Annotated in this window: 26 protein-coding genes; 16 read left to right on the forward strand and 10 right to left on the reverse strand. The window is 63.1% G+C overall.

The genetic code is table 11. The annotated features are described in order from the left end of the window. Positions 1–266: 266 nt before the first annotated feature. The 3 genes from ccmB to NKH02_RS15160 all read left to right on the forward strand — a co-directional run bounded on the left by ccmB (position 267) and on the right by NKH02_RS15160 (position 1,854). Positions 267–932 (forward strand): heme exporter protein CcmB, encoded by a 666-nt coding sequence (gene ccmB, locus NKH02_RS15150; protein ID WP_352879764.1) that lies wholly within the window; start codon positions 267–269, stop codon positions 930–932. Positions 933–1,111: 179 nt separating this feature from the next. Further along, entirely contained in the window at positions 1,112–1,279 is a 168-nt protein-coding gene (gene ccmD, locus NKH02_RS15155; protein WP_352879766.1) for a heme exporter protein CcmD, read from the forward strand. Then, positions 1,276–1,854, forward strand: a complete 579-nt coding sequence (locus tag NKH02_RS15160) for a DsbE family thiol:disulfide interchange protein (protein WP_352879768.1) — start codon at positions 1,276–1,278, stop codon at positions 1,852–1,854. The genes ccmD and NKH02_RS15160 overlap by 4 nt, the downstream gene beginning before the upstream one ends. Positions 1,855–2,115: 261 nt before the next feature. Here the strand turns inward: NKH02_RS15160 and NKH02_RS15165 are convergent, their stop codons facing one another. Beyond that, complete coding sequence (locus NKH02_RS15165; RefSeq protein WP_081738754.1) at positions 2,116–2,283, reverse strand: hypothetical protein; 168 nt, start codon at positions 2,281–2,283, stop codon at positions 2,116–2,118. A 310-nt stretch (positions 2,284–2,593) separates the two neighbouring features. On the opposite strand from NKH02_RS15165, the gene NKH02_RS15170 reads away from it, so the two are divergent. After that, a complete protein-coding gene (locus NKH02_RS15170) occupies positions 2,594–3,514 on the forward strand; it encodes an SMP-30/gluconolactonase/LRE family protein (protein WP_352879770.1) in 921 nt (306 codons plus the stop codon). 74 nt (positions 3,515–3,588) lie between these two features. Continuing rightward, positions 3,589–3,798, forward strand: coding sequence for a tautomerase family protein (locus NKH02_RS15175; RefSeq protein ID WP_352866351.1), 210 nt, complete (start codon positions 3,589–3,591; stop codon positions 3,796–3,798). A gap of 113 nt (positions 3,799–3,911) precedes the next feature. Here the strand turns inward: NKH02_RS15175 and NKH02_RS15180 are convergent, their stop codons facing one another. From NKH02_RS15180 to NKH02_RS15220, 9 genes are all read right to left on the reverse strand, one after another. Next, positions 3,912–4,436 carry an NADPH-dependent FMN reductase gene (locus NKH02_RS15180; protein WP_352879772.1) on the reverse strand — a complete coding sequence of 175 codons (525 nt, stop codon included), beginning with the start codon at positions 4,434–4,436 and terminating at the stop codon, positions 3,912–3,914. A gap of 39 nt (positions 4,437–4,475) precedes the next feature. Next, entirely contained in the window at positions 4,476–5,096 is a 621-nt protein-coding gene (locus tag NKH02_RS15185; RefSeq protein ID WP_352879774.1) for a pyridoxamine 5'-phosphate oxidase family protein, read from the reverse strand. 132 nt (positions 5,097–5,228) lie between these two features. Beyond that, positions 5,229–5,885, reverse strand: a complete 657-nt coding sequence (locus tag NKH02_RS15190) for a septation protein A (protein WP_352879776.1) — start codon at positions 5,883–5,885, stop codon at positions 5,229–5,231. 61 nt (positions 5,886–5,946) lie between these two features. Continuing rightward, positions 5,947–7,809: a signal recognition particle-docking protein FtsY gene (gene ftsY, locus NKH02_RS15195; protein WP_352879778.1), complete on the reverse strand. Its 1,863-nt coding sequence runs from the start codon at positions 7,807–7,809 to the stop codon at positions 5,947–5,949. Between the two features lie 12 nt (positions 7,810–7,821). Next, positions 7,822–9,135 (reverse strand): tRNA (N(6)-L-threonylcarbamoyladenosine(37)-C(2))-methylthiotransferase MtaB, encoded by a 1,314-nt coding sequence (mtaB, locus tag NKH02_RS15200; RefSeq protein ID WP_352879780.1) that lies wholly within the window; start codon positions 9,133–9,135, stop codon positions 7,822–7,824. Then, positions 9,135–10,019 (reverse strand): diaminopimelate epimerase, encoded by an 885-nt coding sequence (gene dapF, locus NKH02_RS15205; protein WP_352879782.1) that lies wholly within the window; start codon positions 10,017–10,019, stop codon positions 9,135–9,137. The genes mtaB and dapF overlap by 1 nt, the downstream gene beginning before the upstream one ends. A gap of 72 nt (positions 10,020–10,091) precedes the next feature. Further along, the gene (locus tag NKH02_RS15210) at positions 10,092–10,253 is read right to left on the reverse strand and encodes a DUF1328 family protein (protein WP_128304269.1); all 162 of its coding nucleotides are present in this window, start codon (positions 10,251–10,253) and stop codon (positions 10,092–10,094) included. 101 nt (positions 10,254–10,354) lie between these two features. After that, on the reverse strand, positions 10,355–10,921 hold the full coding sequence (locus NKH02_RS15215; protein ID WP_352879784.1) for a hypothetical protein: 567 nt from the start codon (positions 10,919–10,921) through the stop codon (positions 10,355–10,357). A 73-nt stretch (positions 10,922–10,994) separates the two neighbouring features. Continuing rightward, positions 10,995–12,014 carry an MBL fold metallo-hydrolase gene (locus tag NKH02_RS15220; protein WP_352879786.1) on the reverse strand — a complete coding sequence of 340 codons (1,020 nt, stop codon included), beginning with the start codon at positions 12,012–12,014 and terminating at the stop codon, positions 10,995–10,997. Positions 12,015–12,299: 285 nt separating this feature from the next. On the opposite strand from NKH02_RS15220, the gene NKH02_RS15225 reads away from it, so the two are divergent. The 11 genes from NKH02_RS15225 to odhB all read left to right on the forward strand — a co-directional run bounded on the left by NKH02_RS15225 (position 12,300) and on the right by odhB (position 23,793). Next, positions 12,300–12,839 (forward strand): protease inhibitor Inh/omp19 family protein, encoded by a 540-nt coding sequence (locus NKH02_RS15225; RefSeq protein WP_352866329.1) that lies wholly within the window; start codon positions 12,300–12,302, stop codon positions 12,837–12,839. Between the two features lie 81 nt (positions 12,840–12,920). Continuing rightward, on the forward strand, positions 12,921–14,120 hold the full coding sequence (gene zapE / locus NKH02_RS15230) for a cell division protein ZapE (protein WP_352879788.1): 1,200 nt from the start codon (positions 12,921–12,923) through the stop codon (positions 14,118–14,120). Positions 14,121–14,611: 491 nt separating this feature from the next. Next, the gene (gene mdh, locus NKH02_RS15235; protein WP_352606045.1) at positions 14,612–15,580 is read left to right on the forward strand and encodes a malate dehydrogenase; all 969 of its coding nucleotides are present in this window, start codon (positions 14,612–14,614) and stop codon (positions 15,578–15,580) included. A gap of 16 nt (positions 15,581–15,596) precedes the next feature. Then, entirely contained in the window at positions 15,597–16,790 is a 1,194-nt protein-coding gene (gene sucC / locus NKH02_RS15240; protein WP_352879790.1) for an ADP-forming succinate--CoA ligase subunit beta, read from the forward strand. Positions 16,791–16,794: 4 nt separating this feature from the next. After that, positions 16,795–17,166, forward strand: coding sequence for a cupin domain-containing protein (locus NKH02_RS15245; RefSeq protein ID WP_352879792.1), 372 nt, complete (start codon positions 16,795–16,797; stop codon positions 17,164–17,166). A 3-nt stretch (positions 17,167–17,169) separates the two neighbouring features. After that, on the forward strand, positions 17,170–17,667 hold the full coding sequence (locus NKH02_RS15250) for a DUF1579 family protein (RefSeq protein ID WP_352866317.1): 498 nt from the start codon (positions 17,170–17,172) through the stop codon (positions 17,665–17,667). An 83-nt stretch (positions 17,668–17,750) separates the two neighbouring features. After that, complete coding sequence (locus tag NKH02_RS15255) at positions 17,751–18,056, forward strand: hypothetical protein (RefSeq protein ID WP_352866315.1); 306 nt, start codon at positions 17,751–17,753, stop codon at positions 18,054–18,056. Beyond that, complete coding sequence (locus NKH02_RS15260; protein WP_352879794.1) at positions 17,983–18,399, forward strand: PIN domain-containing protein; 417 nt, start codon at positions 17,983–17,985, stop codon at positions 18,397–18,399. The genes NKH02_RS15255 and NKH02_RS15260 overlap by 74 nt, the downstream gene beginning before the upstream one ends. Positions 18,400–18,426: 27 nt before the next feature. Beyond that, positions 18,427–19,329 (forward strand): succinate--CoA ligase subunit alpha, encoded by a 903-nt coding sequence (sucD, locus tag NKH02_RS15265; protein WP_352663842.1) that lies wholly within the window; start codon positions 18,427–18,429, stop codon positions 19,327–19,329. 133 nt (positions 19,330–19,462) lie between these two features. Beyond that, positions 19,463–22,450 carry a 2-oxoglutarate dehydrogenase E1 component gene (locus NKH02_RS15270; RefSeq protein WP_352879796.1) on the forward strand — a complete coding sequence of 996 codons (2,988 nt, stop codon included), beginning with the start codon at positions 19,463–19,465 and terminating at the stop codon, positions 22,448–22,450. A 68-nt stretch (positions 22,451–22,518) separates the two neighbouring features. After that, entirely contained in the window at positions 22,519–23,793 is a 1,275-nt protein-coding gene (gene odhB, locus NKH02_RS15275) for a 2-oxoglutarate dehydrogenase complex dihydrolipoyllysine-residue succinyltransferase (RefSeq protein WP_352879798.1), read from the forward strand. Positions 23,794–23,853: the final 60 nt, after the last annotated feature.

Genomic DNA, 23,853 nt, shown 5'->3' on the forward strand with positions numbered 1-23,853 from the left:
CGGTCAATCCGAGCCGACCAAGAGACCGATCCTCCCTCAATCAGATGGCCTTCATATATGAATAAATTTCCCCGGACAGCCCTGCGCAAGGGGGGAGATTGGATGTCATACCGGCCTTCGCCAATCATCGACGTTGAAGGAAAGGCGCTATCATCGAAATTGCCAATCTCCCCCCCTGCGGGGGAGATGTCCGGCAGGACAGAGGGGGGTGTGAAGGAATGCTACCTCTGGAGGCAGCGTAGTCAGCCTGCAGAGGCGGTTCGCCAATGCTAGCGCTCTTCCTCCGCGACATCCGGCTCAACATCCGTGCCGGCGGCGGCGCGTTGACCGGCGTCATCTTTTTCCTCGCCGTCATCGCCACCATCCCGTTCGGGGTAGGGCCGGATCTCAAGCTGCTTGCCCGCATCGGGCCGGCGATCCTGTGGATCGGCGCGCTGCTGTCTTGCCTGCTTGGGCTCGACCGGCTGTTCCAGGCCGACCGCGAGGACGGTTCGCTCGATCTCCTGGTGCTCGGCAATGACCGACACATGCTGGCCTTGACGGTGCTGACGAAATGCCTGGCGCATTGGGCGGGCAGCGTTTTGCCGCTGGTCGTCGCCGCGCCCTTGCTCGGCCTGTTCATGAACATGGAGCCGCTCGGCATCGGCGCCACGGCGCTGACCCTTCTGGTCGGCACGCCGGCAATCACCTTCATCGGTGCAGCCGGTGCCGCGGTGGCGGTGGCGCTGCCGCGTGGCGGTCTGCTGATCTCGGTGCTGGTGCTGCCGCTGACCATTCCGGTGCTGATCTTCGGCGTTTCGGCGAGCTATGGCGCGACGGCCGACCCCGATCCGTTTCTGCAGCCCTTCCTCATTCTTGCCGCGCTGACCCTGTTTCTTGGCGTGCTGGGCCCGGTCTCGGCGGCGCTGGCGCTGCGCCACGGCACGGATTGAGTGACATCAGGCGCGGTTTGCGCGACATCAAGGGCGGCAGCCCGGCGACCGCATAAGTTCGGAAGCCGCGGCGCGGCAGCCGATTGCGAAGCCGCCAGCACGCCGTTAAGGGAAAGCATGATCGAGCGAAGCGGAAGGATCCGGTTGGGAAGAAGGATGTCGATGGAGCTGCAGGCCGAATGACCGCGCACGCACTTTACGTGACCGCCGCCTATGGCATCACCGCCGTGGTGCTGATCGGGCTGATCGGCTGGATCCTGCTCGACCAGCGGGCGCGCAAGCGCGAACTCGCCGAGCTGGAAGCGGGCGGCGTGCGGCGTCGCTCCGACAAGGCCGTCAAGTCATGAGCACCGAAATGGACACGCCGCCGCCGCGTCGCCGCCTGTTCGTGCTTTTGCCGCTGCTGATTTTCCTCGGCCTGGCGGGACTGTTCCTGTCGCAGCTGTTGTCGGGGCGCGATGTTTCGGAAGTGCCGTCGGCGCTGATCGGCCTGCCGGCGCCGCAGACCAACCTGCCGGCGCTCGAAGGCAGCAACCTGCCGGGGCTCGATTCGAAAGTCTTCGCCGGCAAGGTCACGCTGGTCAATGTCTTTGCGTCGTGGTGCGCGCCGTGCCGCGAAGAGCATCCGGTGCTCTTGGCGCTGTCTCAGGACAAGCGTTTTGTCATGGCGGCGTTGAACTATAAGGACCAGCCGGAAAACGCCCGCCGGTTCCTCGGCGAACTCGGCAACCCGTTCCAGGCGATCGGGGTCGACGAAGCCGGCCGTACGGCGATCGACTGGGGTGTCTACGGCGTGCCGGAAACCTTCGTCATCGGCAAGGACGGCAAGATCGCCTACAAGCATGTCGGCCCGCTGACACCCGAGACGGCGAGGGATCTCTTGCTGCCACAGATTGAAAAGGCGCTGGCGGCGCCGGGTTGACGGTCACTCGCTTTCGTCATCCTAGGGCGAAGCAAGGAGCGGGGCGACGCGGCGAAGACCCTAGGATCCATGCCGCGACATTCGCCCGGAAATGCGGCGGTCCGAAACGCGCGCTTTTTAGCGCGAAATCACGGGTCATCGCAAAACAAATTCTGCACCGTTGTGGTGCTCGAAAATCACGGCATGGATCCTTGGGTCTTCGCTCCGCTTCGCGTCGCTACGCCCAAGGATGACGAACGTGATAGGTCGACCGAATACTACTCAGCCGTAGATCTGCTTGTGGACCTGGTAGAGCATTTCCGAGCGGTCGGCGCGCATGTCGGCCAGATCGCGGCTGGAAAAGCTGTCGATTTCGGCGACAAGGCGGTTGTAGTGCTTGCGCTTGGCAATGCTGTTGCGAGCGCGGGTCATGAGACTGTCGAGGATCATAGCAAGGTTCCTTTTGGCGCCGCATTTGCGCGGCCGTTATTCCTCCCTTGATCGATACGAAGCATGACATAGTAATGGTGCATTGCAAAAAGAAGATGTTGCAATGCACCATTGCGTCTGGCGCATAGCCGGTTAAACCCGCTTAACCCAGGTTAACCCTGCTTAACCCTGCTTAACCCAGGTTAAGAGCCATTAACCCGGCATTCCTCGATCACGTGTGCAGGAGACCGCGGACGATTTCATCGATCGATCTTGCCATATCGATCGCCGGCTGGCTTGATCCGATCTCACCTGATGCCGGGAGGAAAGTATGGCGGCCGCAGACTATTATGAAATTCTCGATCCGCGCTTCGCGCGCCTGTTCAACGGCAACGCGCAGGTGGAGAAGCTGTTCACCGGATGCCAGTGGGCGGAAGGACCGGCCTGGTTCGCCGCCGGCCGCTATGTCGTCTGGTCCGACATCCCCAACAACCGCATGCTGCGCTATGACGAGACCGACGGCAATGTCAGCGTCTTCCGGCAGCCATCCGGCAATTCCAATGGCAACACTGTCGACCGGCAGGGCCGGCTGGTCACCTGCGAGCATTCCGGCCGCCGCGTCAGCCGCACCGAGTTCGACGGCTCGGTCACCACCATCGCCGCCAAATGGAAGGGCAAACGGCTGAACTCGCCCAACGACGTGGTGGTGAAGTCGGACGGCTCGATCTGGTTCACCGATCCGAGCTACGGCATCGACACCGACTATGAAGGCGACAAGGCCGAGAGCGAAATCGGCGCCTGCCATGTCTACCGGGTCGATCCCGGCACCGGCGAGGTCGAAGCCGTCATCACCGACATGGTCAGGCCCAATGGGCTGGCCTTCTCGCTCGACGAGAGCAAGCTCTATGTCGTCGACACTGGCCGCACGCACGGTGCGCAGAACCCGGCGCATATGCGGGTGTTCAATGTCGGCAAGGGCGGCAAGAAGGTGTCGGGCGAAAAGGTCTTCGCCGACTGCACCGCCGGCCTGTTCGACGGCTTCCGGCTCGACGAGGACGGACGCATCTGGACCAGTGCCGCCGACGGCATCCATTGCTACGATCCGGACGGCACGCTGATCGGCAAGGTCAAGGTGCCGGAAGTCACCGCCAATTGCGTGTTCGGCGGCAACAAGCTGAATAACCTCTACATCGCCGGCACCACCTCGCTCTACATGGTGCGGCTGATGGTCAACGGCGCCAAGACCTATTGAGACAAAGCAATGGCGACCGTTCGATAGTTTCGTCGAAGCGGCTCGCGAGCACGAACATCCCTGGGAGGACAAAAATGCCATTCGTCAACATCCGCATCGTCAAGGAAGTGATATCAGCCGATCCGGCGGGCAAGAAGGCGGATATCGCCAAGAAGGTCACGGCGGCCATCATGGAGGCCACCGGACTGGGTAACGACGATGTCTGGGTGGTCTTCGAGGAGGTCAACGCGCGCGATTGGTATGTCGGGAAGACGGATGTGGAGACGCTGAGGGGGAAGAAGTAGTTCGAAGGCGTGGTGGCCCAGCCCCACGCCTTCGTCATCCTAGGGTCTGCGCCGCGTCGCTGCGCTCCTTGCTCCGCCCTAGGATGACGAAGCGCGGTGATGGCTGCCCAGTGTCAACGCGAGCGGATGAACTCCACGAAGACTGAAACGGCATCATGCATCGCCTGCCGGTTCGCCGGCTCAGCCAGGATGGCCTCAACCTCCGGCGGTTTCTTGCCGAGCAGGGCAATCTCCGGCATTTCCTCGCAAAGCGCGAACGACATGGTGCGCATGATCTCGGCGGCGCGGGCGAACAGCGAGCGTAGTGAGGCATGCGCCAGCATGGCCGGCTTGGCGACGGCGGCGTCGCGCGAGACCAGCCAGTCGAGCGCATTCTTCAGCCCGCCGGGCACGCCGTGGGCATATTCGGGACACGAGACGATAACGCCGTCGGCTCGGGTGACGGCATCGATCAGCGCGGAGGCGTCGAGCGGTGTCCGCTCGCCCTCATCGTCGGGATTGAAGATCGGCAGACGGCCAAGTCCGTCATAGGCGGTGACGCGACAGCCTGGCGGCGCGTTGCGCGCCAGTGCGGCGATCAGCGCCGAATTGGTGGAGGCCGCGCGCAGGCTGCCGGAAATGGCAAGGATGTTCAGCAAGATATCGAACCGTTCAGGACGAATCGTCGTCCCGAAAGCCTACCACATCGTCTGCTTGTAGCCGTCGTCCAGCCAGCGGTCGGTCGCCTCGACCGAATCGGCAAGTGCCAGCTGGTCGCGCAGGATCTGGCCGAGCGTCGGCAGCGTCGCGCGGTCGTACCAGGTTTCCGACTTCCACAGGTCCGAGCGCATGGAGGCCTTGGCGCAATGCATGTAGGCGGCCTTGACGCTGACCACGACGACGCTCTGCGGCTCCTTGCCATCGACGGCAAGCCGTTCGCGCAAGCCCCCGTCCACGGTGATGCGGGCCTCGCCGTTGACGCGCAGCGTCTCGTTCATGCCGGGAATGAGGAACAGCAGCTCGACCGAGGGATTGACGAGAATGTTCTCAAGCGTGTCGAGCCGGTTGTTGCCGGGCCGGTCCGGAATGGCGATGGTCGTGTCGTCGAGCGCGGCGGCGAAGCCAGGCTTGTCGCCCTTCGGCGTCACGTCGGCATTGCCGGCGCCGTCGGACGAGCCGATCAGCACGAACGGACTCTTGCCGATGAAGGAACGGCAATGGCCGTCGAGCCCCTTCAATTCCTTGCGGATCGAGCCATCGGTCGGCCGCGGCGTCTTGTAGATCGTCCTCAGCTCATCGCGCGTGGTGACGAATTCCATCGCCCTTCCTGAGCGGTTCATCGTTTCACGAAAACGCAGAACCGCTCTTTCTCTTTGTTTTGACGCAACTCCCAAGGGAAAGCGCTATGCGCTTTTCCCGGAAAACCGCTTCACACTTTTCCTGGAGTTGCTCTATTTCCCGGCCTTGTCCTCGAGCGAATGGCGCAGGATCAGCGGCATCTGGCTGAAGGTGAACAGAAGCGTGATCGGCATGATGCCCCAGACCTTGAAGGTAACCCAGGCGTCGGTGGAAAAATTCCGCCACACCACTTCATTGGCAAGGGCCAGGAACAGGAAAAACAGGCCCCAGCGGAAGGTCAGCTTGCGCCAGCCTTCGGCATCGAGGCTGAAGGCCGAATCAAAGACATAGCCAAGCAGCGACTTGCCGAAATAAAGGCCGCCGAGCAGCACGCCGCCGAACAGCATGTTGACGATGGTGGGCTTCATCTTGATGAAGATGTCGTCCTGCAGATAGAGCGTCAGCGCGCCGAAGATGAAGACGACGACGCCCGACACCATCGGCATGATCGGCAAGGTGCGCATCAGCAGCCATGAGGCGATCAGCGCGATTGCCGTGGCGGCCATGAACAGGCCCGTGGCGACGAAGATCGGGCCGCCGAATTCGGCCAGAGCAGGGAATTTCTGCACCAGCCATTGGCCGCGCGCATTGGCGAAGAAGAACACCATCAACGGCCCCAACTCCAGCACCAGCTTGAGAAGCGGATTGACGCCTTCCTTCTTTTGTTTCTGCGGGTCGGACGGGTCGCGTTCGAGAATGGGTGGGTTCATGGAATCTCTTTCTTGCGCATGATCTGATCCAAAAAGTCTGCAACTTTTTGGGACATGCTTGCTACGCCACTCCAGCAATCGCCCTGGCGAATTCGCTTGCCGAGAAGGGTTCGAGGTCGTCGACCTGTTCGCCGACGCCGATGAAATAGACCGGCAATTTGTGCTTTGCCGCGATCGCCACCAGAATACCGCCGCGCGCCGTGCCGTCCAGCTTGGTCATCACCAGGCCGTTGACGCCGGCGACATTGCGGAAGATCTCGACCTGGTTGAGCGCGTTCTGGCCGGTGGTGGCATCGACCGTTTGCAGCACGGTGTGCGGCGCTTCCGGATCGAGCTTGCCGAGCACGCGGACGATCTTTTCGAGCTCGGCCATCAGTTCGGTCTTGTTTTGCAGGCGGCCGGCGGTGTCGATGATCAGCACGTCGGAGCCGGCTTCCCTAGCCTTTTCGAAGGCGTCGTAGGCCAACCCTGCGGCATCGGCGCCGATCTTGGAGGCGATGACCGGCGATTTCGTCCGCTCGCCCCAGATCTTCAACTGCTCGATCGCTGCGGCGCGGAACGTGTCGCCGGCGGCGAGCATCACCGACAGGCCGCCATCGGTGAGCTTGGCCGCGAGCTTGCCGATGGTCGTGGTCTTGCCGGTGCCGTTGACGCCGACCACCAGGATGACATGCGGCTTGTGCGAAAGATCGAGTTCCAGCGGCATGGCGACGTGGGTCAGCACCTTCTCCACCTCCGCCGCCATGATGGCGCGAACCTCGGTGTCGGAGACATCCTTGCCGTAGCGGCTGGCGGCCAGCGCATCGGTGACGCGCAGCGCGGTTTCCATGCCGAGATCGGCACGGATCAGCACGTCCTCCAGATCCTGCAGCGTCTCCTCGTCCAGCTTGCGCTTGGTGAAGACGCCGGCAATGTTGCCGGTCAGTTCCTTGGACGAACGGGCAAGCCCGTCCTTCATGCGCTGGAACCAAGAACGCCTCGGCGCCGGTTCCGGCGCCTTCCGCGGCTCGGCCTTCTGCTCGACTTTCCTGGTAACGGTCACCTTGCCGGGCGCGGGAACGGATCTTGGCGCGGGTTGCGGGACGGCCTGCGGTTCGGGTGCAATCTCGGCGATGATCGGCTGCGATTCGATCGGCGCGGGCTGGCGAATGGGAGGTACGATCTCGGCCGACGGAGCTTCAGCTACGTCTTGCGCAGGTTTGCGCTGCCCTTCTTCGAAGTCTGAAAGAGGAGGCGTGGCGTCACCGCTATCTCCCTTCTCCCCGTCTCCATACGGGGAGAAGGTGCCGGCAGGCGGATGAGGGGCTGCGCTGACCTCTGACGGTGGCTGAGCAGGGGCCGGCGCCGGTGTCGGCACCTCGATCGGAGTTGGTGTCTCTGCTGGAACCTCGACCGGCGGGGCCGGCACTTCGACCGGGGCCGGTTCCGGTTGCTTTTCCGGGCGCGACGGAACGATCTCCGGCTCGGACGGCGCGGGTGGCGGTACCTCTTGCGGCCGCGGTTTGGGAGCAGGCTCCGGAACGGCGGGAGGCGTTGGTATTTCCTCGGGCGCCGGCGGCTCGGCGGGTGTCTCAGGCGCGGGTTCTTCTTCCGGCTCGGGCTCCGGCAGGGGTTCCGGCACGGGCGGAACGGTAGGCTCCGGTGCCGGCGGAATGGTCGGTGCCGACTCGGGCACCGGTTTCTCGACAGGCGCCGGTTCCGGCGCTGGAATCACCTCCGGCCCGACTGTCGGCGTCGGCGCGGCTTCCGCCTCGGGCTCCAGCTCGTCGCGCTTCAAAAACTCCGGAACGACCTGCTCGGCCGCCGGCTTCAGCGCATCGAGTGCTTCCCACTTGATCGGCGGCAGCGGGGCGGTCTCGTCGACCTGCTCCTCGACCACCTCTTTCTTGCCGAACGAAAATATCTTCTTGAAAAAACCAGCCATGCTTTGCGTTTCTCAGGCCGCGCGGGCGGCAAGTGGGGTCGCGATCAGCCTGGTACCGTCGTGACCTGATATATCGGCCTCGACGATCTCACCCGGCACGCCCGTGCCGAGTGCGGCAAGCGTAAACCCTTCGGTGCGGCCAAGTCCGTCGCGCTCGATCAGGATCGACTGACGGGTTCCGGAAAGCGACGACAGATGGCGCCGATACGCGGCATCACCAGCGGCGCGCAGCCGGGCGGCGCGCTGCTTGACCAATTCGCGGCGGAGCTGCGGCATGCGCGCGGCGGGCGTGCCTTCGCGCGGGCTGAACGGGAAGACGTGGAGGTGAGTCAAGCCACACTCCTCGACGATTTTTTCCGAGTTCTCGAACATCTCGTCGGTCTCGGTCGGGAAGCCGGCGATGATGTCGGCGCCGAACACGATGCCGGGGCGCAGCTTGCGAACGTCCTCGCAGAAGCGGATCGACTGATCGCGCAGATGCCGGCGCTTCATGCGCTTCAGGATCATGTCGTCACCCGACTGCAGCGACAGATGCAGATGGGGCATCAGCCTGGGTTCGGTGGCGATGGCGTCGAGCAGATCGTCGTCGGCCTCGATCGAATCGATGGAGGACAGCCGCAGGCGCTTCACGTCGGGCACCTGCCTGAAGATGGTTTTTACCAGTCTGCCGAGCTTCGGGGCGCCCGGCAGGTCGGCGCCAAAACCGGTCATGTCGACACCGGTCAGCACGATCTCGGCATAGCCGTTTCCGGCGAGCCGCTTGACCTGCTCGACCACGGCGCCCATCGGCACCGAGCGTGAATTGCCGCGGCCGTAAGGGATGATGCAGAAGGTGCAGCGGTGGTCGCAGCCGTTCTGCACCTGGACGAAGGCGCGTGCACGGCCCTCGATGGCGTCGACCATGTGGCTGGCGGTTTCGCGCACCGAAAAGATGTCGTTGACGCGCGCCTTCTCGGTGTCGTTGACGCCGAAATCCGGCAGCGCGCGATAGGAGTTCGCCGCCAGCTTCTCCTCGTTGCCGAGCACGAGATCGACCTCCTCCATTGCGGCGAATTTTTCAGGCTCGGTTTGCGCGGCGCAGCCGGTGACGATGATGCGGGTTTGCGGGTTGTCGCGGCGCGCCTTGCGGATCGCCTGTTTGGCCTGGCGCACCGCCTCGCCGGTGACGGCGCAGGTGTTGAAGATCACGGCGCCGCCTTCCAGCGCGCCGAGGCCGGCGGTTTCAGCCTCGCGCCGCATCACTTCGGATTCATAGGTGTTCAGCCGGCAGCCGAAGGTCACCACATCGATGCCCCTGGACACCGGGCTCTTGGACAGAGCGGACATCAGGCCGCGCTTTCGGTGTCGCGAGCCCATGTTCCGGTCGCCGGATCGAAGCTGCCGGAAAATTCCCATTCGGCCGCGCCGGTGAGGATGACGTGGTCATCGCCGCGCCATTCCACATGCAGCGTGCCGCCGCCAGGGGTCAACAGGCTGACGCTGCGGCCGGTCCGATTGGTGCGGGCGGCTGCGACCACCGCGGCGCAGGAGGCCGAGCCACAGGCCTTGGTCAGGCCGGCGCCACGTTCCCATGTGCGGATGATCATGGTTTCGGGCGAAGTGATCTGAGCGATGGTGATGTTGGCGCGTTCGGGAAACATCGGATGGTTCTCGAGCAGCGGGCCGAAGCGGTCGAGCTCGTAGGACCAGACGTCGCGGTCGACCCAGAAGATGGCGTGCGGGTTGCCCATCGAGACGACAGAGGGTGAATGCAGCACCGGTGCGTCGATCGGGCCGATCTGCAGCTCGATCTTGCGGGTATCATGGAATTCCTCGGCCAGCGGAATGTCCTGCCAGCCGAAGCGCGGTATGCCCATGTCGACCGAGATCGAGCCATCGGCATGTTCGCGCGCGTTGAGAATGCCGGCGACGGTCTCGAAGGTGAAAGTCTTCTGGCCGGTCTCGGCGGCGAGCGCCTGGACGACGCAGCGCATGCCGTTGCCGCAGGCCTGCGCGCCGGTTCCGTCGGAATTCAATATGTCGATGAAAAAGGCGGTGCCCGGCGTCCTGGCGTCGTGGATCGCCATGATCTGGTCGAATCTTGTCGCGGCATCGGCGTTCAGCGCGATTGCCGCGGCCGCCGTCACCCGATCGGTACGGCCACGCATGTCGGCAACGATGATCTCGTTGCCGATGCCGTTCATCTTGGCGAAAGGGGCAGTGCTGGCCATTGCTCCGAAAGTTCCGTGTCCGATTGCCGCTATATGGCGGAAACGGGCAGGAATTACCAGTGCGGAGCCGCTTTACGTCACCGCGAAAATGCCAAGTACCATCAGCAGGAAGATGATCAGAACGATGCCGATGAGGATGCGCGCCCCGGTGGCGGCAGCACCTGCCAGCGCCGGCATGCCGAGCAAGCTCGCCGCCGCGGCGACGATCAGCAAAATGACGATCCATTTGAGCATGGGAATGCCTCGCAAGCCGACAGATTTTGAAACCGTATGAAAAACGCGGCTGCCGCGCTTGGGTTCCCGTCGGCTTGCGAGGCCGCTGCCGGTTGACCGACCTAGCCGGCGATCTCGATATCGGTGGTGAAGGGCGCCGTCTTGTTCGAATTCTCGTCATGCATGAGAAAGTCGCATCGGTATTTGCCGGGCGGCAAGCCGTCGAGGGACAGGTCCAGCTTGAAGAACAGTTCGCGGTTGTGTGAGCGGGAGGCGACCTGGACACGGCCGACCTTCTCACTCGTGCCGAGAGTCTCGCCGGTCGCGGAAACGACGGTGATGTCGACGGAAAGCGCGATCATGCTGTTGCCGAGACCGTCCGAGCCGTAGCCATAGCCAACAGGCTCCATATAGAGCACGATCTTCTCGCCGGGTTTGTAGATGCGATTGGCACGCTCGCTGTAGATGCCGAAACCGCTTGCGGAATCGACCTGTTTGACGTTCTGGACGGCCAGCGGCATCGCTTGCCAAAGGGCTTCCTCGGCGCCGCGGAATTTGTCCAGCGCGCCGGCGCCATGACCCGACTGCAGCAGTTTTTCGGCCTCGGTGGCGCGATCGGTGATTTCGCCTGCGAAAGCGCATGGCGTCGAAAACGCCAGCGCCATCAGAATTGCCATGATCGATTTCATCTGAAATTCCCCCTCTGCCCGTTAGGCGGACCATCCGCGAAAATGATCGGTCCGTAAATGCCCAATGCAGATGTCAGCCGCGCCCGATCTCGGGCACGCTCCAGACCTCGCCGGGCCGCAAGGCGCGAAAGCGCCCTCGTGGGATGCCTTGATCGTCAAGCGCCTCGGTCAATTTCCGCGCCGGTTCGTCGATCGGTTCGTCGGTGAGCTGAAAGGTGCCCCAGTGGCAGCCGGCGGCGAAAGCGGCGTTGCACAGCGTCATGCCTTGCACCGCTTCCCCCGGATTCTGGTGCTGAGGCGCCATGAACCAGCGCGGCTCATAGGCACCGATCGGCAGGATGGCGAAGCGGAAACCGCCATGTTTCCCGGCCATCTGCCGGTAGTTGATGCCATCGTGGAAGCCGGTGTCTCCGGCGAAATAGAGCTTGCTATCAGGCGTTTCGACGACGAAGCCGGCCCACAGCGCCATGCGCCGGTCGCGGGCGCCGCGCGCCGACCAGTGGTGCACCGTCTCGACATGGACGGCGACGCCGTTGCCGACCTCCACCCTGTCGCCCCAATCATGCGCCGACAGCCGCATGCCGGGAATCGCATGGCCGATCAGGGTGTCGTTGCCGAGCGGGGTAAGCACCAGTGGGTCGTGGCCGGCCTTCAGCCGCTTCAGCGTGGCGAGGTCGAGATGGTCGTAATGGTTGTGGCTGACCAGCACGAGGTCGATCGGCGGCAGGTCGGCGAAGGCGATGCCTGGCGGATTGATGCGTTTTGGTCCGGCGAAGAAAAGCGGCGACGCACGCTGCGACCAGACCGGGTCGGTCAGGATGTTCAGACCGGCCGTCTGGATCAGCAAGGTGGAATGGCCCACCATCGTTACGTTCAGCGCCGCGCCTTCGACCTTCGCGGCCGGCTTTGCCTGCGGAAAGGGGCTTGGATTCGTCGCCGGCCATTTCGAGCGCTTGCCATTCAACTGCCATTTCAGCAGGTCGGCGAAACGGCCGGGCAGCTGGCCGTCGGGATTGAAGAACAGGGTGCCGTCGAAATGATCGCTGGGCGGGCCGCTATAATAGCGATTGGCGGCTTTCTTTCTCGCAGCCAATTTTGCGGCTCCAGCAGGTTTCGTCTCCCTGACATAGGCGCTGTGCCTGCTTGCGCAAGCATTTGACCGCCGAATGGCAGGGGAGGGGCGGCACGGTGTCGACCGGGACCTCAGGGCGATGCGCGACAAGTGGCCCGTGCCATCGCGATTGCGATAAATTTGCAACAAATCTTGCCGCAAACCGTATTTTAACCATATCGGGTTGAAATTTCGCCACCTTCTCCATCTTGGTGGAGGTGAGATTGTGCGGACGGCTTCCCCCAGCCGGATCCGACGGAGGTTGGAATGACTTTTTCGAAAACCGGTCTGGTGGCCGTATCGCTGGCCGCGCTCGTTGCGAGCGGCTGTTCGACGTCACGTTTCTCGTCGATGGATGATCAGCAGCCGGCACCGCTGGAGGCCGCGCCCGCCGGCAAGGTGACCGCGAACCAGTTGCCGCCGCCGGCGTCGCCCGGCACCACGGACCCGTCGCAATTCCCGACCGCGCCGGCGAACACGCAGGTCGCCTCGCTGCCGCCGGACGGCACGGCACCGGCCGGCGCTTCGGACCTCAACGCCGCCAGTGTCGCGGGTGTCTGGAATGCCAACGTTTCGGGCCAGAGCTGCAAGGTGGCGACGCCGCAGACCAAATTCGGCGCCGGCTTCCGCGCCGGGCCGCTGCATTGCCCGGCACCGATCGACGGCATCAAGTCGTGGAACGTCGCCGGCAAGCAGCTGACGCTCTATGACGAGAATGGCGGCGCGCTGGCGCGGCTCTATTCCTCGGGCGGCTCGAAATTCGACGGCCAGACTTCGAACGGCCAGCCGATTTCGCTTACAAGATAGGCTAGCCCTTCCGAATGCATTTCGCCCAGAAGTGGCCCCGTTTTGGGACAGCGACATGCATAAAAACAAATGACGTGACCAATGCATCTGCGTGACGGCCTCCAGACCCATGCGACCGTCAGGCAGCGCTACGACCATCTGGTGGAAACCGGTGCGATCGGCCGCGATCCGGCGCAGGAGCGGATCACTGCCGCGCTGGACCGGCTGACCGACGAGATTTCGGCCAAGCGACTGGCACACAAGTCCAGCGCGCTGGGCTGGCTGTTTGCCCGCAAGCGCGAGACGCATGAGGCCGTCAAAGGCCTCTACATCCATGGCGGCGTCGGCCGCGGCAAGACCATGCTGATGGATATGTTCTTCGACCTGCTGCCGGTGCGGCGCAAGCGCCGCGTCCATTTCAACGACTTCATGGCCGATGTGCAGGATCGTATCCAGAAGCACCGGCAGGCGCGCAAGAATGGCGACGTCAGGGAAGACGATCCGATCCCGCCCGTGGCCAAGGCGCTCGCCGAGCAGGCCTGGGTGCTGTGCTTCGACGAGTTCTCGGTTACCGACATTGCCGATGCGATGATCCTGTCGCGGCTGTTTTCGGCGCTGTTTGCCAGCGGCGTGGTGCTGGTCGCCACCTCGAACGTGGCGCCGGAAGATCTTTATAGAGATGGGCTGAACCGCCAGCTTTTCCTGCCTTTCATCGGCATTCTGCAGCGGCATGCACAGGTGCTCTCGCTCGACGCCGACAAGGACTACCGGCTGGAAAAACTCGCCCGCACACCGGTCTATGTCACGCCGGCCGATGCGGCGGCCGACCAGATACTCGACGAGGCTTGGCAAGCCATGACGCGCGGAGTGCCAGAGGGCCAGACGTCACTTGCCCTCAAAGGCCGGCAAGTGGTCGTGCCGCGCGCCGCCGGCGACGTGGCGCGGTTCTCCTTCGCCGATCTCTGTGAAAAGCCGCATGGGGCACGCGACTACCTGGCGATCGCCGGGCGCTTTTCGACCATCTTCGTCGATCATGTCCCAGTGCTAGGCGAAGGCAAGCGCAACGAGGCCAAGCGCTTCATCCTGTTGATCGACACGCTTTATGACCATCATGTGCGGCTGGTGATGAGTGCAGAGGCTCCGCCGTCGCAGCTTTATCTCGCAAGGCGCGGCGTCGAGGTCTTCGAATTCGAACGCACGGCATCGCGCCTGATCGAGATGCAAAGCCATGACTGGCTGGAGGATTGGGCGGAGCGGCGGAAGATGAAGACGGCGCCAGAAGCGCAGCAGGCGCGTGCTTAGGCCTAGGTTCGCCACCCTCCTGCATCGCTGGTTACTGGCGAAACCGGCGCGACGATCGATCTCCCCCCTCGAGGGGGAGATGGACGGCAGGCAGAGGGGGGTTGGTTCGACCGGGCGCGGCACAGATGGCGCCAGCGCTTCACGCAAGGGGACCCCTCTGTCGCCTTTGGCGACATCTCCCCCTCGAGGGGGAGATTTGATGCCAGTATCACAACGGCGTCATCGCCTGGAAATAGCCTTCTGATCTCCATACTCATTGCGTAACCTCGCAAGTCGGCTTACAAACTTTGACGTTTACGTAAATCCCAATGTTTCTAACCGATTGAAATTATTCACTCGAAAATAATCGATTGAATATATTTTCCACCGGGGCTACTGGATGCGGCGAAGTCTCGCGGGTCCCCGCTGCATTCCGGCCTCTTCCTCGACGCCGCCAACCCAGATCGCCAGGGATTTGGGCGTCGTCACAGACAAAGGGAAAATTTCCTCACATGGCACGCAACAAGATAGCGCTCATCGGCTCTGGCATGATCGGCGGCACGCTCGCCCACATGATCGGCCTCAAGGACCTCGGCGACGTGGTGCTGTTCGATATTGCCGAGGGTATCCCGCAGGGCAAGGGGCTCGATATCGCGCAGTCGTCGCCGGTCGATGGCTTCGACAGCCGCCTCACCGGCATTAACGACTATGCCGGCATCGAGGGTGCCGATGTCTGCATCGTCACCGCCGGCGTGCCGCGCAAGCCGGGCATGAGCCGCGACGACCTTCTGGGCATCAACCTCAAGGTCATGGAACAGGTCGGCGCCGGGCTGAAGAAATACGCGCCGAAGGCCTTCGTCATCTGCATCACCAATCCGCTCGATGCCATGGTGTGGGCGCTGCAGAAGTTTTCCGGCCTGCCCAAGAGCCATGTCGTCGGCATGGCCGGCGTGCTCGACAGCGCGCGCTTCCGCTATTTCCTGGCCGAGGAATTCAAGGTTTCGGTCGAGGACGTCACCGCCTTCGTACTCGGCGGCCATGGCGATTCCATGGTGCCGATGATCCGCTATTCGACGGTGTCAGGCATTCCGCTGCCCGACCTCATCAAGATGGGCTGGACCTCGAAGGAAAAGCTCGACCAGATCGTGCAGCGCACCCGCGACGGCGGCGCCGAGATCGTCGGCCTGCTCAAGACCGGCTCGGCCTATTACGCGCCGGCCGCCTCGGCGATCTCGATGGCCGAAGCCTACCTCAAGGACAAGAAGCGCGTGCTGCCATGCGCCGCATATCTATCCGGCCAGTATGGCGTCAAGAACACCTATGTCGGCGTTCCCGTGGTGATCGGCGCCGGCGGCGTCGAGCGCATCATCGAGATCGACCTCAACAAGAGCGAGCAGAAGATGTTCGACAGTTCGGTGGCGACGGTGCAGGGCCTGACCGAGGCCTGCGTCAAGATCGCACCGCAACTCGCCGCCAAGTAACCCGGAGAAGATCCAGATGAACATCCATGAGTATCAGGGCAAGGCGCTGCTGAAGTCTTTCGGCGCGCCGGTGGCCGAAGGCGTGCCGGTGTTCAAGGCGAGCGAGGCGGAAGCCGCCGCCAGGGCGCTGCCCGGCCCGCTCTACGTGGTGAAGAGCCAGATCCATGCCGGCGGTCGCGGCAAGGGCAAATTCAAGGAGCTTGGCCCAGACGCCAAGGGTGGTGTGCGGCTGGCGAAGTCGGTGGCCGACGTCGTCACCAACGCCAACGAGATGCTGGGCAACACGCTGGTGACCAAGCAGACCGGCCCGGCCGGCAAGCAGGTCAACCGCCTCTACATCGAGGACGGCGCCGACATAGAGCGCGAACTCTATCTGTCGATCCTGGTCGACCGCTCGGTCGGCCGCGTCGCCTTCGTCGTCTCGACGGAAGGCGGCATGGACATCGAAGCGGTCGCGCACGACACGCCGGAAAAGATCATCACCGTCGCCATCGATCCGGAAAAGGGCGTCACATCGGCCGATCTGAAGGCGCTCAACGGCGCGCTGAAGCTCGATGGTGACGCGGCCAAGGACGGCGATACGCTGTTCCCGATCCTCTACAAGGCCTTTGTCGAAAAGGACATGAGCCTGCTCGAGGTCAACCCGCTGATCGTTATGAAGAACGGCCGGCTGCGCGTGCTCGACGCAAAAGTGTCGTTCGACAACAACGCGCTGTTCCGTCACCCAGATGTGCTCGAACTGCGCGACACCACCGAAGAGGACGAGAAGGAGATCGAGGCGTCGAAATACGATCTCGCTTATGTCGCGCTCGACGGCAATATCGGCTGCATGGTCAACGGTGCCGGCCTCGCCATGGCGACGATGGATATCATCAAGCTCTACGGCGCCGAACCGGCCAACTTCCTCGATGTCGGCGGCGGCGCGTCGAAAGAGAAAGTGACGGCGGCGTTCAAGATCATCACCAAGGATCCGGCGGTCAAGGGCATCCTGATCAACATCTTCGGCGGTATCATGAAGTGCGACATCATTGCCGAGGGCGTCATTGCCGCGGTCAAGGAAGTCGGCCTGGAAGTGCCGCTGGTAGTGCGCCTGGAAGGCACCAATGCCGAGCTCGGCAAGAAGATCATCAACGACAGCGGCCTCAACGTGGTGTCGGCCGACGATCTCGACGACGCGGCCAAGAAGATCGTGGCGGCGGTGAAGGGCTGATCTGGTGCCTCCGCACAAGATAAACCTGATCGAGGCGGCGGATCAGAAGATCAAGAAGGTTTTCGATCCGCATATCGCCGGCGACGTCAACGATGCCCAGGTCAAGATCGCCAAGTTCGGCGATGTCTTCGACTGGCACGCGCATGACAATGAGGACGAAGCCTTCCTCGTGCTGCGCGGGCGCATCGCAATCGATTTTCGCGACGGCACGGTGGAGCTCTCCAGCGGCGAGTTCATCGTCGTGCCGCGCGCTGTCGAACACCGGCCGCGCTCGCTCAGCGAAGAACCCGTCGTGCTGATGTTCGAACCGGCGACGACGCTCAACACCGGCAACGCCAAGAGCGACTTAACCGTCGCCGACCTGAAGCGGCTCTGACCCATGAACGCAGCCGCCTTCTCCTCGCTCTCGGCCGATCACCAGCGCCTGCAGGCGCTGGTCGGCGCGTGGCGTGGTGAGGAAGAGGTGGCGGCAACCCAGTGGACCGATGCCGGCACAGCGACTTCCGAAGTGCTGGCTGAGGCACAGTTCGGCGGGCTGTTCGTGGTGCAGCGCTATCGCCAGCGTCGCGACGGCACGGTCTCGTTCGGCGCGCACAGCGTGTTTGGCTTCGACCAGCAAAACAGCATCGCCACCATGCATCAGTTCGACTCGATGGGCTTCGTGCCGGCGGCGCCGGCCATGGGCACGTGGAACGGCAACGAGCTCACTCTGGAGCGGTCGTCGCCGCGCGGCGCCGCGCGCGTGACGTACATTTTTGACGGTGCCGACGCCTACCGCATGCGATTGCAGTTCAAACCTGCCGGCAGAGATGCCTGGCAGGACATGGTGAGCGGCGTTTACCGGCGCGTCTCGCCTTCCGAGTTAGGGGAAGGCTGAGCGATGCAGATCATGGGCATGGCGGTTGAAAAAATACACATAATCACACATATATCGGCTGTGTATTTATGTGGAGATAGGCGATGAAGAATGTCACCCTAGCCATGGACGACGCTCTGCTCGAAAAGGCGCGAGGCCTTGCCGGACGTCGCAACACCACGCTCAACGCCCTCATTCGTTCACTCCTTGCGCATGAAGTCGAGCAGGAAGACCGGATGGCCTGGGCCAAGGCGGGAATGAAGCGACTCATGGACGAGGCCGCGAGACAGAGCGACAGCGCCGACACCCCTTACAAGTGGGATCGAAGGGACGCCTATGCCGACCGGGAGGATCGATTGCTTTCTCGACACGAACGTCCTGATCTACGCGGCTTCGGAGAAGAATCGTGATCCACGCCGCGCGCCGATCGCCGCAGAACTGGTATCGAGCACCATCTTTGGCGTGTCGGGGCAAACTTTGGCCGAATTCGCCGCAGTGTCGCGAGCGAAATCCCTTCTGGGCGATCACCTGCTCGATCAGTGGCTGGTTCTCCTCGGGACCTGCCCTTTGGTGCCCGTCGACGAAAGCTACGTCCGCTCTGGGCTGGACCTCGCGCGCCGTTATGGAATTCACTACTACGACGCCGCGCTTCTCGCCGCGGCCGGGTATCTCGGTGCGCCGATTTTCTACACCGAGGATCTCAACCACAACCAGGTTTATGGCTCGGTACGAGCCGTCAATCCTTTCTTGTAATCGCTGAATCCAGAGGCGTTATCACCCATGTCCATCCTCGTCGACAAGAACACCAAGGTGCTGGTGCAGGGCCTGACCGGCAAGACCGGTACGTTCCACACCGAACAGGCGCTGGCCTATCACGGTACGAAAATGATCGGCGGCATCCATCCCAAAAAGGGCGGCGAGACCTGGACCGGCTCCAAGGGCGAGAGCCTGCCGATCTTCGCCACCGTCGCCGAGGGCAAGGAGAAGACCGGCGCCAACGCGTCCGTGGTCTATGTGCCGCCGGCGGGCGCCGCCGAAGCAATCCTCGAAGCGATCGAGGCCGAGATCCCGCTGATCATCTGCATCACCGAAGGCATACCGGTGATGGACATGATCAGGGTCAAGGCGCGGCTCGACCGCTCGACCTCGCGACTGATCGGTCCGAACTGCCCGGGCGTCTTGACCCCCAACGAATGCAAGATCGGCATCATGCCCGGAAACATCTTCCGCAAGGGTTCGGTCGGCGTTGTTTCGCGCTCGGGAACACTTACCTATGAGGCCGTGTTCCAGACCACCAATGTCGGCCTCGGCCAGACCACCGCCGTCGGCATTGGCGGCGACCCCGTCAAGGGCACCGAGTTCATCGATGTGCTCGAGATGTTCCTGGCCGACGACGAGACCAAGTCGATCATCATGATCGGCGAGATCGGCGGTTCGGCCGAGGAAGACGCCGCGCAGTTCCTCAAGGACGAAGCCAAGCGTGGCCGCAAAAAGCCGATGGCCGGCTTCATCGCCGGGCGCACGGCGCCGGCCGGCCGCACGATGGGTCATGCGGGCGCGGTCATCTCCGGCGGCAAGGGCGGCGCCGAGGATAAGATCGCGGCGATGGAATCAGCCGGCATCAAGGTATCGCCCTCGCCGGCCCGACTCGGCACGACGCTGGTCGAGGCGATCAAGGGTTAAAAGTGAGTAGCGAGTAGTGAATAGCGAATAGGGAAAACAGAGTAGCGGCGCGACCACAGGGCAATCCCTACTCGCTATTCGCTACTCCCTATTCGCTCCAAACAGGAGACGGAGCCAGGCTCCGCGGACAAAAATGGCAAGACAAGATCAGGCCAACGACCAGTTTTCGCTCACCTCTTTCCTCTATGGCGGCAATGCCGACTACATCGACGCGCTCTATGCCGCCTATGAGGACGATCCAGCCTCGGTCAATCCCGAATGGCAGGAGTTCTTCGCCGGGCTGAAGGACGATGCTGGCGATGTGCGCAAGAATGCCAAGGGCGCCTCATGGGCGAAGCCCTCCTGGCCGCTGCAGGCCAATGGCGAACTGGTGTCGGCGCTCGACGGCAATTGGGGCATCGTCGAGAAGACGATCGAAAAGAAGGTCAAGGACAAGGCGGTCACCAACGGTGTCGTCCTTTCCGATGCCGATGTGCACCAGGCGACGCGCGATTCCGTGCGCGCCATCATGATGATCCGCGCCTACCGCATGCGCGGCCATCTGCACGCCAATCTCGATCCGCTTGGCATCGCCAAGCCGCTCGAGGACTACAACGAATTGTCGCCGGAAAACTACGGCTTCACCGCAGCCGATTACGACCGGCCGATCTTCCTCGACAATGTGCTCGGGCTCGAATTCGGCAGCATCCGGCAGATGCTGGAAATCCTCACCCGCACCTATTGCTCGACGCTCGGCGTCGAGTTCATGCATATTTCCGACCCCGAGGAAAAGGCCTGGATCCAGGCGCGCATCGAAGGCGCCGACAAGGAGATCACCTTCACCGCCACCGGCAAGAAGGCGATCCTGCAGAAGCTGGTCGAATCCGAAGGTTTCGAACAATTCATCGACGTCAAGTACAAGGGTACCAAGCGTTTCGGCCTCGACGGCAGTGAAGCACTGATCCCGGCTCTGGAGCAGATCATCAAGCGTGGCGGCCAGCTCGGCATGAAGGAAATCGTGCTCGGCATGGCGCATCGCGGACGGCTGAACGTGCTTTCCCAGGTGATGGCCAAGCCGCACCGCGCCATCTTCCACGAATTCAAGGGTGGCTCGGCGGCACCCGACGAGGTCGAGGGCTCGGGCGACGTCAAGTACCATCTCGGCGCCTCGTCGGACCGCGAGTTCGACGGCAACAAGGTGCATCTGTCCTTGACTGCCAATCCCTCGCATCTGGAAATCGTCGATCCGGTGGTGATGGGTAAGGCGCGCGCCAAGCAGGATTATCTGTTCGGCCGCAGCCGCGAGGAAATCGTGCCGCTGGAAGAGCGCGCCAAGGTGCTGCCGCTGCTCTTGCACGGCGATGCCGCCTTCGCCGGCCAGGGCGTGATCGCCGAAATCCTCGGCCTGTCCGGCCTGCGCGGCCACCGCGTCGCCGGCACGCTGCATTTCATCATCAACAACCAGATCGGCTTCACCACCAATCCGCGCTTCTCGCGCTCGTCGCCCTATCCGTCCGACGTGGCCAAGATGATCGAGGCGCCGATCTTCCACGTCAACGGCGACGACCCGGAAGCCGTGGTGCACGCCACCAAGGTGGCGATCGAATTCCGCATGAAGTTCCACAAGCCCGTGGTGGTGGACATGTTCTGCTACCGCCGCTTCGGCCACAATGAAGGCGACGAGCCGGCCTTCACCCAGCCGATCATGTATCGGAACATCCGCACCCACAAGACGACGGTGCAGATCTATGCCGACCGCCTGATTGCAGAGGGCCACATCACCCAGGCCGAGTTCGACCAGATGAAGGCCGACTGGCGCGCGCATCTGGAATCCGAGTGGGAAGTCGGCCAGCACTACAAGCCCAACAAGGCCGATTGGCTCGATGGCGCCTGGTCGGGCCTGCGCACGGCCGACAACCAGGACGAACAGCGGCGGGGCAAGACCGCCGTGCCGGTCAAGACGCTGAAGGAAATCGGCAAGAAGCTGACCGAGGTGCCGAAGGATTTCGAGGCGCACAAGACGATCATCCGCTTCCTCGAGAACCGCCGTCAGGCGATCGAGTCCGGCGAGGGCATCGACTGGTCGACGGCCGAGGCGCTGGCCTTCGGCGCCATCCTGCTCGACGGCAATCCGATCCGCCTGTCGGGGCAGGATTCCGAACGCGGCACCTTCTCGCAGCGCCATTCCGTGCTCTACGATCAGCGCGACGAAACCCGCTATATCCCGCTCAACAATCTGTCGGCCGCACAGGCCGGCTACGAAGTCATCAACTCGATGCTGTCGGAAGAGGCGGTGCTCGGCTTCGAATATGGCTACAGCCTGGCCGAGCCGAAGGCACTGACGCTGTGGGAAGCGCAGTTCGGCGACTTCGCCAATGGCGCCCAGGTGGTGTTCGACCAGTTCATCTCTAGCGGAGAGCGCAAGTGGCTCAGAATGTCGGGCCTCGTGTGCCTGTTGCCGCACGGCTATGAGGGCCAGGGTCCGGAACACTCCTCGGCCCGGCTCGAGCGCTTCCTGCAGCTTTGCGCCGAAGACAACATGCAAGTCGCCAACTGCACGACGCCGGCCAACTACTTCCACATCCTGCGCCGGCAGCTGAAGCGCGACTTCCGCAAGCCGCTGATACTGATGACGCCGAAGTCGCTGCTGCGCCACAAGCGGGCGGTGTCGACGCTGCCGGAAATGTCGGGCGAAAGCTCGTTCCACCGGCTGCTGTGGGACGATGCCCAGCTGCTGCCCAACCAGGCGATCAAGCTCACCAAGGATTCCAAGATCCGCCGCGTCGTGCTGTGCTCGGGCAAGGTCTATTACGACCTCTACGAAGAGCGCGAGAAGCGCGGCATCAACGACATCTACCTGCTGCGCGTCGAACAGCTCTATCCATTCCCGGCCAAGGCGCTGATCACGGAACTGTCGCGCTTCCGCAATGCCGAGATGGTCTGGTGCCAGGAGGAGCCCAAGAACATGGGCGCCTGGTCGTTCATCGATCCCTATCTGGAATGGGTGCTGGCGCATATCGATGCCAAGCATCAGCGGGTCCGCTACACCGGCCGCCCGGCGGCCGCTTCGCCGGCGACCGGGTTGATGTCCAAGCATCTCGCCCAGCTCGCCGCCTTGCTCGAAGACGCGCTCGGTGAATAGAACAGAGCGCCCCAATAGAGCAGAATTGGGCTGACAAAACAGAACCCGACAAGAAACGGACAGGCACAATGGCTACCGAAATCCGCGTTCCCACTCTCGGCGAATCCGTCACCGAGGCGACCATCGGCAAATGGTTCAAGAAGGTCGGCGATGCCATTGCCGCCGATGAGCCCTTGGTCGAGCTCGAAACCGACAAGGTGACGGTGGAAGTGCCCGCCGCTGCCGCCGGGACGCTGAGCGAAATCACCGTCAAGGAAGGCGAGACTGTCGGCGTCGGCGCGCTGCTGGGTTCGATTTCGGCAGGTGGCGCGGCCGCAGCGCCTGCGACCAAGCCGCAGGCGGTGTCGCAGGCCTCGTCGCCGGATGCTGCATCGACCGGCAAGCAGGCGGCGGCCGAGACCGCCAAGATCGCCGGCGATGCCGGATCGGTCGAGCCGCGCAGCATGCCGCCGGCACCGGCGGCGGCGAAACTGATCGCCGAACACAATCTCTCGGTCGACCAGCTCTCGGGTTCGGGCAAACGCGGCCAGGTGCTGAAGGGCGACGTGCTCGACGCCATTTCCAAGGGTGCGCCATCGCAGCCGGCCGAGACCTCCAAGGCCGCACCGGTTGCCGTGCGGGCGCCGTCCTCGGGCGACGACGCATCGCGCGAGGAACGCGTGCGCATGACCAAGCTGCGCCAGACCATCGCGCGCCGTCTCAAGGAAGCGCAGTCCACCGCCGCCATGCTGACCACCTTCAACGAGGTCGACATGTCAGCGGTGATGGCGCTCAGGACCAAATACAAGGACGTGTTCGAGAAGAAGCACGGCGTGAAGCTCGGCTTCATGGGCTTCTTCACCAAGGCCGTGACGCACGCCTTGAAGGAAATCCCTTCAGTCAACGCGGAGATCGACGGCACCGACATCATCTTCAAGAACTACGCCCATATCGGTGTCGCCGTAGGCACGGAAAAGGGCCTGGTGGTGCCGGTCGTGCGCAATGCCGACCAGATGTCGATCGCCGAGATCGAAAAGGACATCGGCCGGCTGGGCATCGCCGCACGCGACGGCAAGCTGTCGGTCGCCGACATGCAAGGCGGGACGTTCACGATTTCCAATGGCGGCGTTTACGGGTCGCTGATGTCGACGCCAATCCTCAACGCTCCGCAGTCGGGCATTCTGGGCATGCACAAGATCCAGGACCGGCCTGTCGTGGTCGGCGGCCAGATCGTGATCCGGCCGATGATGTACCTGGCGCTCAGCTACGATCACCGCATCGTCGACGGCAAGGAAGCGGTGACCTTCCTGGTGCGCGTCAAGGAAAGCCTGGAGGATCCGGAACGGCTGGTGCTGGATCTCTAGGGTTGGTGCCGATCCGGCTTTTAAACGGTAGGCAAGGGGAAGGGATCTGCGCGGCAGAAT

It is taken from the genome of Mesorhizobium sp. M1396 (genome assembly GCF_040317725.1).
Lineage (GTDB): Bacteria > Pseudomonadota > Alphaproteobacteria > Rhizobiales > Rhizobiaceae > Mesorhizobium.